At 63.1% G+C, this 13,176-nt stretch carries 10 protein-coding genes and 1 riboswitch; of the genes, 7 read left to right on the top strand and 3 right to left on the bottom strand.

Annotated elements, in window-relative coordinates; translation table 11 throughout:
* The first annotated feature begins 7 nt into the window (after positions 1-7).
* The 4 genes from CSQ95_RS21170 to CSQ95_RS21155 all read left to right on the top strand — a co-directional run bounded on the left by CSQ95_RS21170 (position 8) and on the right by CSQ95_RS21155 (position 7,708).
* Positions 8-2,602: a chemotaxis protein CheB gene (locus tag CSQ95_RS21170; RefSeq protein ID WP_099410996.1), complete on the top strand. Its 2,595-nt coding sequence runs from the start codon at positions 8-10 to the stop codon at positions 2,600-2,602.
* Positions 2,599-4,728, top strand: a complete 2,130-nt coding sequence (locus CSQ95_RS21165; RefSeq protein WP_257218136.1) for a PAS domain S-box protein — start codon at positions 2,599-2,601, stop codon at positions 4,726-4,728. Before CSQ95_RS21170 ends, CSQ95_RS21165 begins: the two co-directional genes overlap by 4 nt.
* A gap of 87 nt (positions 4,729-4,815) precedes the next feature.
* Complete coding sequence (locus CSQ95_RS21160) at positions 4,816-6,963, top strand: S46 family peptidase (RefSeq protein WP_099410932.1); 2,148 nt, start codon at positions 4,816-4,818, stop codon at positions 6,961-6,963.
* A gap of 211 nt (positions 6,964-7,174) precedes the next feature.
* Positions 7,175-7,708, top strand: coding sequence for a hypothetical protein (locus CSQ95_RS21155; RefSeq protein WP_099410931.1), 534 nt, complete (start codon positions 7,175-7,177; stop codon positions 7,706-7,708).
* A gap of 3 nt (positions 7,709-7,711) precedes the next feature.
* Here the strand turns inward: CSQ95_RS21155 and CSQ95_RS21150 are convergent, their stop codons facing one another.
* Positions 7,712-8,203: a hypothetical protein gene (locus CSQ95_RS21150; protein ID WP_099410930.1), complete on the bottom strand. Its 492-nt coding sequence runs from the start codon at positions 8,201-8,203 to the stop codon at positions 7,712-7,714.
* On the bottom strand, positions 8,185-8,835 hold the full coding sequence (locus tag CSQ95_RS21145) for a TetR/AcrR family transcriptional regulator (protein WP_083286954.1): 651 nt from the start codon (positions 8,833-8,835) through the stop codon (positions 8,185-8,187). Before CSQ95_RS21145 ends, CSQ95_RS21150 begins: the two co-directional genes overlap by 19 nt.
* Positions 8,836-8,902: 67 nt before the next feature.
* Here CSQ95_RS21145 and CSQ95_RS21140 point away from each other — a divergent pair, with 67 nt between their 5' ends.
* The 3 genes from CSQ95_RS21140 (at position 8,903) to CSQ95_RS21130 (ending at position 10,675) form a co-directional block, all read left to right on the top strand.
* Positions 8,903-9,421 carry a DUF2867 domain-containing protein gene (locus tag CSQ95_RS21140; protein ID WP_099410929.1) on the top strand — a complete coding sequence of 173 codons (519 nt, stop codon included), beginning with the start codon at positions 8,903-8,905 and terminating at the stop codon, positions 9,419-9,421.
* Between the two features lie 85 nt (positions 9,422-9,506).
* A complete protein-coding gene (gene pnuC, locus CSQ95_RS21135) occupies positions 9,507-10,118 on the top strand; it encodes a nicotinamide riboside transporter PnuC (RefSeq protein ID WP_070224181.1) in 612 nt (203 codons plus the stop codon).
* Entirely contained in the window at positions 10,118-10,675 is a 558-nt protein-coding gene (locus tag CSQ95_RS21130) for an AAA family ATPase (RefSeq protein WP_099410928.1), read from the top strand. Before pnuC ends, CSQ95_RS21130 begins: the two co-directional genes overlap by 1 nt.
* Before the next feature lie 110 nt (positions 10,676-10,785).
* Here the strand turns inward: CSQ95_RS21130 and CSQ95_RS21125 are convergent, their stop codons facing one another.
* Positions 10,786-12,933, bottom strand: coding sequence for a TonB-dependent siderophore receptor (locus CSQ95_RS21125; RefSeq protein ID WP_099410927.1), 2,148 nt, complete (start codon positions 12,931-12,933; stop codon positions 10,786-10,788).
* Between the two features lie 85 nt (positions 12,934-13,018).
* Positions 13,019-13,116: riboswitch (TPP riboswitch) on the bottom strand.
* Between the last annotated feature and the right edge of the window lie 60 nt (positions 13,117-13,176).

The raw sequence follows: 13,176 nt of genomic DNA, 5'->3' as shown, positions 1-13,176 counted from the left end.
GCCGACGATGACACGCAGTAAACACAGCAATGCTTCCGTCCCCGAAGTGGCCACCATCGTTTTCCCCGTGGTGGCCATCGGCGCTTCCGCCGGCGGGCTCGATCCCATCGTCGCTTTTCTGGCGAACGTGCCGCAGGAAAGCGGGATTGCCTATGTGGTGATCCAGCACCTTGATCCCACGCAAAAGGCCATGCTGCCGGAATTGCTGCAGCGCGCCACCAGCATTCCCGTCGCGGAAATCACGCACCAGGCGGAGTTGCGCCCGAACCATATCTATGTGATCCCGTCGAATGCCGACCTGGGCCTGTCCAAGGGCCGTTTCGTGCTCAGCGAGCCGGTGCAGCTGCGCGGCCACCGCCTGCCCATCAATACCTTTTTCGAGAGCCTGGCCAGCGAGCTGGGCGAACTGGCCGTCGGCGTGATCTTTTCCGGCATGGGCAGCGACGGCACGCGCGGCTTGCAGGCCATCAAGCAGGCGGGTGGCCTGACCCTGGCCCAGCATCCCGACACGGCCAAGTTCGACATGATGCCGCAAAGCGCGATTGCCGCCGAAGTGGTGGACCTCGTCGATTTTCCCGACAAGATGCCGGACAAGATCATCACCTACCTGTTCCGCAGCAGTTTCCTCAGCTTGCCGGGGCATGAGCCGAACGGGCGCAATTCCCTGCAGGAAATCGTCGCCTTGCTGTCCGAGCATACGGGCAACAGCTTTACCGATTACAAGATCAATACGGTATTGCGGCGCATCGAACGGCGCATGAGTTTGTACCAGATGACGTCGATGGAAGAATACGTGCCGTATTTGCGCGCCAATCCCGCCGAAATCGACTTGCTGTTCAAGGAATTGCTGATCGGCGTGACGAGCTTTTTCCGCGACCCGAAAGTGTGGGAATACCTGAAGATGGTGGTCGTGCCGCAAATGCTGGCCGCCCACCCGGACGGACGCGCCTTCAAGGCCTGGGTGCCCGCCTGTTCCACGGGCGAGGAAGCGTATTCGCTGGCCATGGTGTTCCATGAAGTGGTGGCCAGCATCAACCCGCCGTCGAAGTACAGCCTGCAGATCTTCGCCACCGACCTGTCGGCCGACGCCATCGACCGCGCGCGCCAGGGGCGCTTTCCGCACAGCATCATCAGCGACGTATCGGCCGAACGGCTGGAGCGCTTCTTTATCAATGACAAGAGCGGCTATCACGTGAAGAAAGAGATCCGCAACACGATCATCTTTGCCCAGCAAAACATCATTTCGGACCCGCCGTTTACCAAGCTCGATATCCTGTGCTGCCGTAATCTGTTGATTTATCTGAATGCCAAGCTGCAGCAGCGTTTGATTCCCCTGTTCCATTACGCCTTGAACCGCGATGGGATTTTGCTGCTGGGCAGCGCCGATACGCCCGGTCATTTCTCCGACCTGTTTTCGCCGCTGACCACGTCGACCCGGCTGTACCGCCGCCTCGACAACCTGGCGCGCCAGCGCCTGCCCACGTATTTTCCCACCAAGGTTTCGTTGGCATCCCCCCCTACACCTAGCGACACGAGAGAAGTCAGCATGACTGGAAAGATTCAATCCCATGTCGAGCAATTATTGCTCCAGAAATATTCGCCGGCCGCCGCGCTGCTGAACCAGGATGGCGACATCCTGTACATCAACGGCCGCACGGGCGCCTTTCTCGAACCGGCGGCCGGCAAGGCCAACTGGAATATCCACGCGATGGCGCGCGAAGGCTTGCGTTACGAGCTGGCCAGCCTGATCAAGCAGGCGCTGCAAAGCGAAAGCGTGGTACGCCTGAAGGGCCTGGTCGTCAAGGACCACCTGGGGCAATCGCTGGGCGTGGACCTGAGCGCCGAAGCCCTGAGCCAGCCCGAATCCCTGCGCGGCATGGTCTTTGTCACGTTTTCCAGCGTGCCCCTGGTGGCCGAAGCGCGCCGCGGCCGTTCGCCCAATCCCAAGGTGCTGGAGCTGGAACAGCAGCTGGCGCAGGCGCGCAATGAAATCCAGGCCGTGCGCGACGAGATGCAGACCTCGCGCGAGGAATTGAAATCGGCCAACGAAGAATTGCAGTCGACCAATGAAGAGCTGCAGTCGACGAATGAGGAATTGACCACCTCGAAGGAAGAGATGCAGTCGCTCAACGAGGAGTTGTACACGGTCAATGCCGAGCTGCAATCGAAGGTCGATGATTTGTCGCTCGTCAATAGCGACATGAAAAACCTGCTCAACAGCACCGATATCGCCACCATCTTCCTCGACAGCGATTTGCGCATCCGCCGCTTCACGGCGCCGGCCACGCAAATCTACAAATTGATCCAGACGGACTTGCGCCGCCCGCTCAGCGACATCGTCAACGACCTCGATTATCCGGGCCTGGAAGACGATGCGCTCGAAGTGATCCGCAGCCTGGTGTTTTGCGAACGGCAAGTGCCGACCAAGAACGGGCGCTGGTACAACGTACGTATCATGCCGTACCGCACGATCGAAAACGTGATCGATGGCGTGGTCGTGACCTTCATCAACATCACGGAATCGAAGCTGCTGGAAGCCCAGCTGCGCCAGATCCAGTCCGGCGCCGCGGCAGACGGGAAAGCAGGGGAGAGCGCCTCATGAGCGAACCATTCGACGAGGAGAGCGTGCCGGCCAGGTTGCGAGAGCAGGCCGAACAACTGGCGGCGGAGCAGCGCCAGTCCGTAGCGCCGCCGCAGTCGAATGAGGAGGTGATGCGCCAGCTGCATGAATTGCAGGTCAGTCAGATCGAGCTGGAAATGCAGAGCGCGGCCCTGGCCGAGCTCGAGCAGCTGAAGAATGAATATGAAAGCAGCCGCGACCGTTATGCGCAGCTGTATGAACAGGCGCCTGTCAGCTACTTCTCGCTGGCGCGCGAGGGCGTGATCACGCGTGTCAACGTGGCCGCCTGCGGCTTGCTGCAGCGCGACAAGAACCAGCTGCTGGGGCGGCGCTTCGAGCAATTCGTCGCGCCCCAGGCGCAGGGCGGCTTCCGCCGCTTCCTCGACACCGTCTTCAACAGCGGCGCGCGCCAGGTGCTCGAGGCGCAACTGTTCGAAGGCGAGGCGGGCGGCATGGGCGGCATGGTGCGCATCGAAGCCAATTTCGACGCGGACAGCGCCACGGCGCGCATGCTGGTGACGGACCTCGGCGACGAGCACGCGCGCGAATCGGCCTTGCGGCGCGCCTTCGTCATCCTCGACAGCATACGCGAAGGCGTGCTGGTGACGGACAGCGCCAACCGCATCATTTCCGTCAACCCCGCCTTCACCACCATCACCGGCTACCAGGCCGAGGAAGCCATCGGACGCGATCCGTCCTTCCTCGGCGGCGGCACGCATTTGCCGCATTTCTATGAAACCATGTGGCGCAGCCTGCACGAGGAAGGCAGCTGGTATGGCGAACTGGTGAACCGGCGCAAGAATGGCGAGCGCTTCGTCGAATCGCTGTCGATCACGCCCATGCGCATGGCCGATGGCGCCATCAGCCATTTTGTCGGCGTGTTTTCCGATATCACCGAGCGCAAGCTGGCCGAAGCGGACTTGCGCGAACTGCACCGCGAGCTGGACCAGCGGGTCATCGACCGCACGGCTGAATTGCTGCGAGCCAACCAGCACCTGCAGCTGGAAGTGTACCAGCGCGAGCGGGCGCAGGAAGCCTTGCGCGATGCCGAGCGCTTCTTTCACGCCACCATCGATTCGCTGACGGACCGGGTGCTGGTGCTGGACCAGGCGGGCAGCGTCGTGCATGCGAACCAGGCTTGCCTGGCCTTCGTCGGGCAAAAGCAGCCGCCGCTGCAGTACCTGGAATTTTGCGAGACCGACCCGCGCTGGCAGCGCAGCGCCGGACGCGAGCTGGCCGCCGGCATCCGTTCCGTCATTGCCGGCACTGCCGACACGTTTGCGCTCGAATACGAGTTTGCCACGCGCTCGGGGCCCCGCTGGTCGCAGGCCAGGATCAGCCGTTTCCTCGGCGAAGGGCCGTTGCGCGTGGTGGTGGCGCACACGGACATTACGGAACGCAAGCTGATGGATGGCGCCTTGCGCCAGTCGCACGCGCAGCTGCGCCAGCTTGCCCTGCACCTGGAAACGGCCAAGGAAGACGAGCGCAAGCGCATTTCGCGCGATATTCACGATGAACTGGGGCAAAACCTGCTGGCGCTGCGCATCGATATCTCCATGCTCAGCGCCCGCACCGAGGGTTCCCATCCACGCTTGCACGGCCGCGTCGGCGCTGTGCTCAGCAATGTCGACACGACCATCAAGAGCGTGCGCGGCATCATCAACGAACTGCGCCCGATGGCGCTGGACCTGGGCTTGCAGGCCGCTATCGAATGGCAGGTGGGCGACTTCCGCAAGCGCAGCGGCGTCGCCTGCCGCCTGCTGATACGCGACGAGGCGCTGTTTGCCGCCATCGGCAGCCAGGCCGAGATCGTGCTGTTCCGCATCGTGCAGGAAGCGCTCAGCAACGTCATGCGCCATGCCCAGGCCAGCCAGGTCGAGATCGAGCTCAGTTCGGATGCCTGCGCCGTGTACGTGACCATCAGCGACAACGGCATCGGCATCACGCCGCAGCAGCAGCGCAAGAAGCAGTGTTTTGGCCTGATCGGCATTGCCGAGCGGGTGACGGCGCTGGGCGGGCACTTCGAGGTGGGCTTGCCCGCGTCGGGCGCCGGCTGCCGCCTGGCCCTGCAGATTCCCCTGCAGGGAGTGAGGCAGCCTGCCGCCTGATACAGAAATTGCAATGGGTTAATTTTTGCCGACTCAGGTCCCTTGGACAGGCTATACTTTCGCCTGCTATTTACGGAGGGGCATATCTTGTTCAAAACAATCGTTTTACCAGTCGCCTTGTTTGGCGCGTTCGCCGGCGCACACGCCGACGAAGGGCAGTGGCAACCACACCAGCTGCCACAGCTGAAAGCCGAGCTCAAACGGGTCGGCATCGACATTCCTGCAGAAAAACTCGCCGACCTGAGCAAGCACCCGATGAGCGCCATCGTGTCGCTGGGCGGCTGCTCGGCCGCTTTCGTCTCCGACGCGGGCCTGGTGGTGACGAACCATCACTGCGCCTACGGCGCCGTGCAGCGCAATTCCACGCCGGAACACAATTACATCACCGACGGCTTCCTGGCCAAGACGCGCGCCGCAGAGCTGCCGGGCGGTCCGAACAGCCTCGTGTATGTGACGGACAAGGTGGAAAACGTCAGCGAGCGCGTGCTGAAAGGCTTGACGGCCGACATGAGCGGCCGCGCGCGCCACGAAGCCGTGGAAAAGCGCATCAAGGACCTGATCGCCGAATGCGAGACGGACAAGATGTACCGCTGCTCCGTGCCTGCCTTCCACCGCGGCCTCGAGTACTACCGCATCCGCCAGATGATGATACGCGACGTGCGCCTCGTGTATGCGCCATCGGACAAGATCGGCAACTTCGGCGGCGACACCGACAACTACGAATGGCCGCGCCACACGGGCGATTACTCGTTCCTGCGCGCCTACGTGGGCAAGGATGGCCGTCCGGCCGACCCGTCGCCCGACAACGTGCCCTATAAGTCGAAGGACTTCCTGGTGGTCTCGGCCGAAGGCTTGAAGGCCGGCGACGGCATCTTGCTGGCGGGCTACCCTGGCCGCACCAGCCGCTACAAGTTGCCGGCGGAAATCCGCTTCGCGCGCGATACGGCCTTTCCCCTGAAAGTATCCGAATTGCAAGCTGACCTGGCCGTGATGGCCGCCGCCACGCAGGGCGATGCGGCCGCCGCCGTGCGCTACGCGAGCGTGGTGAAAAGCATCAACAACGTGCTGAAGAAAACCCAGGGCTTGCTCGACGGTTTCGCCCGCAAGGACATCGCCGCCATCAAGGATGGGCAGGATGCCGAGTTCCGCGCCTGGTACGCGAAACAGCCGAACGTGTCGGCCACCCTGCTGGCCGAACTGGACGCGGCGATCGCCAGCGACATGGCCCTGAGCGAAGAGGAGTTCGCCTGGACGGTGGCCACCAACAGCGACCTGCTGAAAAGCGCGCGCACCGTCTACCGTCTGTCGCAAGAGCGCCAGAAGCCGGACGCCGAGCGCGAATCGGGCTTCCAGCAGCGCGACCTGGCCTTCATCAAGGCCCGTCTGGCCCGTTTGGAACAGTCGTACGTCAACAAGGTCGACCAGGCGCGCTTTGAAGCGGGCCTGAAGCGTTACGCCCAGCTGGCGGCGAAGAGCCATCCGCAAGGCCTGGACGTGCTGCTGCCGGCCCCAGCGGCCGTGGCGGCCCTGTACCAGCAGACGCAACTGGCTGACACGGCCAAGCGCCTGGCCTGGCTGGACAAGGACCAGGCTGCCGTTGCCCAGTCCGACGACGCTTTCATGCAGCTGGCCGTCAAGCTGTATCCGGTGGAACTGGCGCTGGAAGAGCGCCGCAAGGAAATCGACGGCAACCTGGAACGCGTGATTCCGCAATACATGCAAGCCGTGATCGCGTGGAAGAAATCGCAAGGCAAGCCGGTCTATCCTGACGCCAACTCGACCCTGCGCGTCACGTATGGCACGGTCTCGCCGTACTCGCCGCGCGACGGCATCACCAAGGGACCGTTCACGACCGTGGAAGGCATCGTCGAGAAAGTCACGGGCAAGGCCCCGTTCGAAGCGCCGCAAGGCTTGATCGATGCCGTCAAGCAAAAACGCTACGGCCAGTTCCGCGACCCGGTGCTGGGTACCGTGCCCGTCAACTTCCTCACCAGCGCCGACACCACGGGCGGCAATTCCGGCTCGGCCGTGATGAACAAGCGTGGCGAACTGATCGGCCTGAACTTCGATTCCACATATGAATCGATCACCAAGGACTGGTACTTCGACACGGCCATCACGCGCGCCATCCACCTCGACATCCGCTACATGCTGTGGGTAATGAAGGAAGTGGACCACGCGGATAACCTGCTGCAGGAAATGACCATCAAGTATCCGAAAGCTGCCAAGAAGTAATCTTTAGTTTGCGCTAGCGCAAAGCCGCATCCGCCCCAGGGCCGATGCGGCTTTTTTTGCGGCAGTACAAGGGAGGAGCCGCGGCTCCTGTTCTCCGGTTTGCGGTCCCTGCATCCGCCCGCACAGTACGCGCGGCCATCGCCTGCCGTACTGCCTGCGCCACGTATAATTTCCCGCACTATCCACCGCTATTCTTTTTCGACAGGTTCCCATGCCCCAGACTCCCGATTTGCCGCCGGATTGGCACGCGTTTGAAACGGCCTACGACGTCGAGGCAACCTGGTTCAGGCTGGCCAATGCATCGCTGGCGCTGCTGGGCGCGTCCGCTTTCAAGGATCAGGCATTTTCAGCCTTTGCCTTCAACGCCGTATCGTTCCCGTCCATTTCGCTGAGCTTTGACACCGATCCCGGTAACAGGGCGCGTGATTACTATCCTCCTGACTGGTCGAACGAGTGCATGGAAGCCGATGTGCCGGAAATCGGGCAACTATGGGACGAGGGCCACGCAAGGATCGAAGGCGCGTTGAGCGAGCTGATCGACGTCGCCGATGACGAGCTGCTCTGCACAATCGAGCAAGGCTATCTGCACAGCCTCAGGAAAACCATGGTGCGGCTGGAAACGTGCCATGCTTTCGAGCAGATCAAGACGTGCGCGCCGTTCTGGACCGTGGTCACGCAAGTCGATGCCGATACGGATGAAGAGGAGCGCCTGCTCGATCAGGTGCGCCAAGACTTTCTGGCGTGAGCGCTATATCAGGGCTTGCCAGGCTTTCACTTCCTCGTCCGTGAGCGCCGGTCCCCAGCCGCCGCGCAGCGCCGCATCGTGCTGCGCATAGTGCCCAAGCTGCGGCACGGCGACGTCATGCCTGGCACAGATATCAAGGACGGCTTCCAGCTGGCGCCGGCTTGCCGCAAGGTCATCGCCATGCCAGGTACAGGCGCTCGTTTCCAGCACATGTTGCACCAGTGCTTCCAGCGCGCCCAGCAGGTGCCCGGGCAGTGGCGCACGCACGTCTTCCGGCCAAGGATCGCCCATGCCCGTGACAGCCAGGGAAGCAAAGCCCCGTTCCCAGGCGGCAAACTCACCAGGCGCGAGCTGCGCCACTTTCCACACGTGAGCGGCGAACGCGGACAGGGCGGGATGATCCACATCAAAGCGCCGGCAAAAGCGTTGCAGGCACGTGACGGCAAGGCATTGCCTGGCGATCACGGAGAGCGTGTCTATCGAGATGTTGTGCATGAGTCAAAAGCTCCTGAAGGCGGCGCCTGCCGCAGTGCCTCCACCGGCAACTGAAAAAAGCGCGGCACCATGGCCGGCGACAGCGCGTCGCCGCCGTCCGCCATGGCCAGGCGGCCGCTCAGCAGCAGCATCACGTAGCCGTGGCCCAGCGACCAGCCGGCGCTGGCGGCGGCCTTGTCCCAGCGCGGATCGAGGCCCGCTTCGCGCACGGCCGCGCCTGCCGTCTGCAGCACATATTGAAAGCACGCTTGCGCCGCTTCCTGCAGGGCGGGGAACTGGCGCACGTCCTGGTGCTCGAACATCAGCCGGTAGTGTGCGGGCGCGGCCAGGGCGAATTCGATGTATTGCTGGCCCAGCAATTGAAAACGCTGTTCGGCGGGCAGGCTGCCCGGAGGCGGCAGCTGCGTTTCCCATTTCTGTATCAGGCTGGCGAAACCGGCCGCCGCCACCTCGGCCAGCAGGGCTTCCTTGCTGGGGAAGTGGCGGTACACGGCGGCGACCGAGACGCCCACCGTGCGCGCCAGTTCGCGCAGCGACAGGGCGGCGTCTTGCTGCTGCGCCAGTTGCGCGATGACGGTGGCGACCAGGGTGTCGCGCAAGTTGCCGTGATGATAGGTGCTCGTTGTTGTCATTCGATGTTATCGCTGTTCACATTGTCGTGTATGATGGGCATGTTATCACTGAAAACATGGAGAGCACATGCATGAGATGAACATTGCCGTCCGCACCGTAGACTTGCCGCCAGGCGCCAGCATCGCCCCGCTGTATCCCGGCAGCAACCTGGCCGACGCCTACGCCGTCGATTTGCCCACCGCGCAGGCGCGCCAGATGGACATGCAGAGCCTGGCGCGCCAGCTGCTGGGCAAGCAGCCGGGCTGGGCGCGCAAGCTGATGGTGCTGCGCGACGCCATCGTGGCGCGTTTCGGCATCCGGACGGCAAAACAGATGGAAGCGCGGCCCGGCAAGCGCATCGGCATCTTCCGCATCTATGCCGTCAGCGACGACGAGATCATCCTGGGCGAGGATGACAGCCACCTCGATTTCCGCCTGTCGGTGCTGCGCAACCGCGACGCGGGCCGCCATGGCAACGTGACCGTCTCCAGCGTCGTGCATTGCCATAACCGGGTGGGGCGTGCCTATATCATGCTGATCCGGCCGTTTCACAAGCTGATCGTACGGCATTCGCTGGCGCGCGCCGCCAGGGCAGGCTTCGCCTGAGGCGGGGAGGGGCGGACGGCAAGGGCAATCTTGCTTATTCATGGCCGGTATTGCATACTGCACCACCAGCCTCATCACGATTCCCATGAACGATACGCTTCTCCTGCTGGGTTTTGCCACCACGCCCCTTGAACTGATTTCCTTTGTCCTGGCACTGACAACCGTTGCGCTGAACATCCGCCAGAATCACTGGGCGTGGCTGTTCGCCATCATTTCCTCGGCCGCCTACGGTTTCGTGTTTTTCGAATCGCGCCTGTATGGCGACATGGCCTTGCAACTGCTGTTCATCAGCGTCTCGTTCTGGGGCTGGTACCAGTGGCTGCATCCGGCTAGCGGCGGCAAGACCCTGCCCGTCACGCGGCTGGGCATGCGCGGCTGGCTGGGCAGCGCCCTGGCGTGGCTGGCGGGCTTTGTGCTGCTGGCCTGGCTGCTGACCTCCACCGACACGGACGTGCCCCATGCGGACGGTTTCCTGACGGCAGGCAGCCTGGTCGGGCAGTTTTTGTTATCGCGCAAGAAGCTGGAGAACTGGATCGTCTGGATCGTCGTCGACGTGCTGTACGTGTGGCTGTACCTGCACAAGGACCTGACCCTGACGGCCATCCTGTATGCCGTGTTTGTCGTCATGGCCACGATCGGCTTGCTGGCGTGGAAAAAAGCGGCGCCGGCCGCGCCCGATGCAATGGTCCTCAAGTGATGGGCCGCTGCGTGCGCGTGGCCATCCTGGGCGCGGAATCGTCGGGCAAGTCGACCCTGGCGGCCGCCCTGGCCGAGCGCTACGGCACCGTCTGGGTGCCTGAGTATTTACGTGAATTCGTCGCCACGCAGGGCAGGGTGCCTGTGGCGGAAGACCAATATGGGATTGCGCGTACGCAAGTTGAACGCGAAGCGGCCGCGGCCGCACAGGCGCGCAACTTCCTGTTCTGCGACACGACGCCCTTGATGACGGCGGTTTACAGCCGCCATTATTTCAATGGCGCCGATGCGCAACTGGCGGCGCTGGCCGATGCCGCGCACTACGATTTGACCCTGGTGACGGCGCCCGACAGCCCGTGGGTGGCCGACGGCTTGCAGCGCGAGTCCGAAGCCGTGCGCCAGCTGATCTACCGCTACCTGCTCGACGAGCTCGACGCGCGCGGCATCGCCTATCACGTGCTGCGCGACAGCCTGGAGGCGCGCCTGGAACAGGCGGCGCCCTTGCTGCAACAGGCGCTTGCTGCAGCGCCTGCCATTTCCTTTCCCTACAACGCCTAACAAAACCGTAGCGAGCGGCAGCGAGTTGTGGCCGAGAAGCGCAGCTGTGCGAATGCACAGTGAGCATCGGAAGCCGCAAATCGCGACGCGCAGTAGGTTTGGTTAGGTGTTTAAAAGTCGAACTGCGCGGAAACCTTGAACGTGCGGCTGGCGCCCGGATACAGATAGCCGTCCGATTCCGGCGTCACGTCGCGCCAGTAGAACTTGTCGGCCACGTTGTTGACGGCGGCGCGCAGCACGGCGCGCGTGCCGGCGATGCGCGTGGCGTAAGCGGCGCCCAGGTTGAACACGTGGTACGACGGCACGAAGGTCGTGTTGTTGTACTCAAACGCTTTCTTGCCCGCATATTCCCAGCTGCCATTCACGCTCAGGCCCGCCACCTGTTGTACGGCGTAGTCCGCATGCACGGCCGCCTTGAAGGCGGGCACGTTGGGTACGCGCTTGCCGTCGAGGTCCGCATTGCCCGTGCCCGACTGCTGGCTGTTCAGGGCCGTCACGGAAGCGCCCAGGCTCAGGTTGGCGCTTGCCTTGCCCTGGGCCGACAATTCCAGGCCGCGGTGCTGGGCCTGGCCTTCGCGCACGAAGTAGCCGGCCGTGTTCTGGAATTCCAGGCCCTTGCGGATCTGGAACAGGCTGGCCGCCAGCATGAAGTCCGGCGTCACATCTATCTTGGCGCCGAGTTCGATCTGCTTCGAGCGGCTCGGTGACAGTTCTTCATTGGCATTCATCGCCTTGCGGTCGGCCGTGCCGCCATGTTCCATGCCCTGCGAATAGGCCGCATACACGGACACATTGTCGAGCGGGGTGTAGACGAGCGATACATTCGGCAGCAGGAAATCGTGCTTGGCGCGGATTTCCGTGTCGGCCTTCAGCACGTACTGGTAGCCATCGACATTGATATGGCGCAAGCCGCCATGCAGTTTCCAGTTCGGCGCCAGGCTGACGATATCCTGCACGAAGACGGAGTTTTCCGTATCCTTGCGCACCAGGCGCACGGGGCCCGTGACGCCGGGCGACGTGCCGACGATCTGCGGCTGGTAGATGTTGCTCACGCCCACCCAGTCGTACACGTACAGGCCGGCGCGGTCCTTGCGGCGGAAGGTCGAGACGCCGGCCGTGAAGTCATGGCGCAGGGAGCCGGTGGCGAACTTGCCCTGGATCATGGCTTGCGCGCTCAGCGGCTTTTTCGTCTCGCCCAGGCTGCGGTAGTCATACACGTCGTAATCGCCATTGCCGCAGAAGCCGGGGTACAGGTCCTGTCCGCTGCAGCCATACGGGAAGGCCGTGTAGTCGTCGCGCTTGAACGAGTGCTGGTTGGCCGACAGGGTGGCGTGCCAGTCGTCATTGAAGGCGTACTGGAAGCGCAGGCCGATATTGCTGGTGACGGTTTCCACAGGGCGCGTCCACGGCTGCAGGTTGAGCATGGCGTCGGCGCTGATGCCGGTCGGCAAGGTCTTATTGTTCAGCAGCTGGAAGCCGGGCGCCGTCGCCTGCGCCTTTTCCTGGTAGTCGGCGTCCAGTTGCAGCAGGGCTTGCGGCGAAATCTGCCAGTCGAAGGCGCCGGAAATGAACTTGCGGTTGCCGTCCGCACCCTTGATGTAGGAGCGCAGGCGCTCGGCCGCCACGTTGACGCGGTAGCCGAAGCGCGTGTCTTCCAGGCGGCCGCCCAGGTCGACGGCGCCGTACAGGGTGCCCCGCTCGCGCGTTTCCACGGTGACCGTGCGCAGCGGCGCGGCGGTGGGGCGCTTGACGATGAAGTCGATCACGCCGCCCGGCGCGGCCACGCCTGCCTGCAAGCCGGCCAGGCCTTTCAGCACTTCGATGCGTTCCTTGTTTTCCAGCGGAATTTGCGTGTCGCCAGGAATGGCCACGCCATCCTTGCGGTAGCTGGAATTGTTGTCGAGCTTGAAGCCGCGGATCGTGAACTGTTCCGCATAGCCGACGGCGTTGTAGGCATCGTTGATGCTGGCGTCGAGCTTGACGGCATCGCTGAGGTTGCGGATTTGCAAGTCCTGCATGTCTTTTTGCGAAATGACGGTGACGGACGCGGGCGTCTGCAGCAGCGGCGCGTCGCTGAAACCGCCCACGGAGGCGCGCTTGGCGGCCGGCGCCTTGCTGGCCGTGACGACGACTTCGGCCATATTCTGGGCCTGCGGCTCGGCGGCTTCGGTGCTGTCATTTGCGGCAAAGGCAGGCGCGGCAAACGCGTGCAGGATGGCCAGGGTCAATACAGAAACGGATAAATTCGGTGTGGACATAGAGTGCTCGTGGTTCAAGCCGTCTCGGGAAAGAGCACGGCAGGCTGCTTGTTCGGCTGGCGCCAACGCAGGAGCTATCAAAGGAGGGAGGTACTTTGCGCTTTCCTTCGCTGGCATTATCCAGATCAGGTACGAAGGGTATCTCTCACCCGGATGACTGCTCCAGGACCCCTAGCGAAATGACAGCTTAGCATGAAGCACGGCCAGCTGTCCCACCCGGCTGACCGTTTTACAACACTGTGA

The organism is Janthinobacterium sp. BJB304 (assembly GCF_002735765.1).
Taxonomy (GTDB): Bacteria; Pseudomonadota; Gammaproteobacteria; order Burkholderiales; family Burkholderiaceae_D; genus Janthinobacterium.
This window is presented reverse-complemented; position numbering and strand designations above follow the sequence as displayed.

Bases quoted from the DNA above. Each gene is read 5' to 3' on its own strand.
- CSQ95_RS21150 (WP_099410930.1), bottom strand. From the start codon at position 8,203: ATGCACAACATCTCGATAGACACGCTCTCCGTGATCGCCAGGCAATGC.
- CSQ95_RS21165 (WP_257218136.1), top strand. From the start codon at position 2,599: ATGAGCGAACCATTCGACGAGGAGAGCGTGCCGGCCAGGTTGCGAGAG.
- CSQ95_RS21170 (WP_099410996.1), top strand. From the start codon at position 8: ATGACACGCAGTAAACACAGCAATGCTTCCGTCCCCGAAGTGGCCACC.
- pnuC (WP_070224181.1), top strand. From the start codon at position 9,507: ATGAACGATACGCTTCTCCTGCTGGGTTTTGCCACCACGCCCCTTGAA.
- CSQ95_RS21130 (WP_099410928.1), top strand. From the start codon at position 10,118: ATGGGCCGCTGCGTGCGCGTGGCCATCCTGGGCGCGGAATCGTCGGGC.
- CSQ95_RS21155 (WP_099410931.1), top strand. From the start codon at position 7,175: ATGCCCCAGACTCCCGATTTGCCGCCGGATTGGCACGCGTTTGAAACG.
- CSQ95_RS21145 (WP_083286954.1), bottom strand. From the start codon at position 8,835: ATGACAACAACGAGCACCTATCATCACGGCAACTTGCGCGACACCCTG.
- CSQ95_RS21125 (WP_099410927.1), bottom strand. From the start codon at position 12,933: ATGTCCACACCGAATTTATCCGTTTCTGTATTGACCCTGGCCATCCTG.
- CSQ95_RS21140 (WP_099410929.1), top strand. From the start codon at position 8,903: ATGCATGAGATGAACATTGCCGTCCGCACCGTAGACTTGCCGCCAGGC.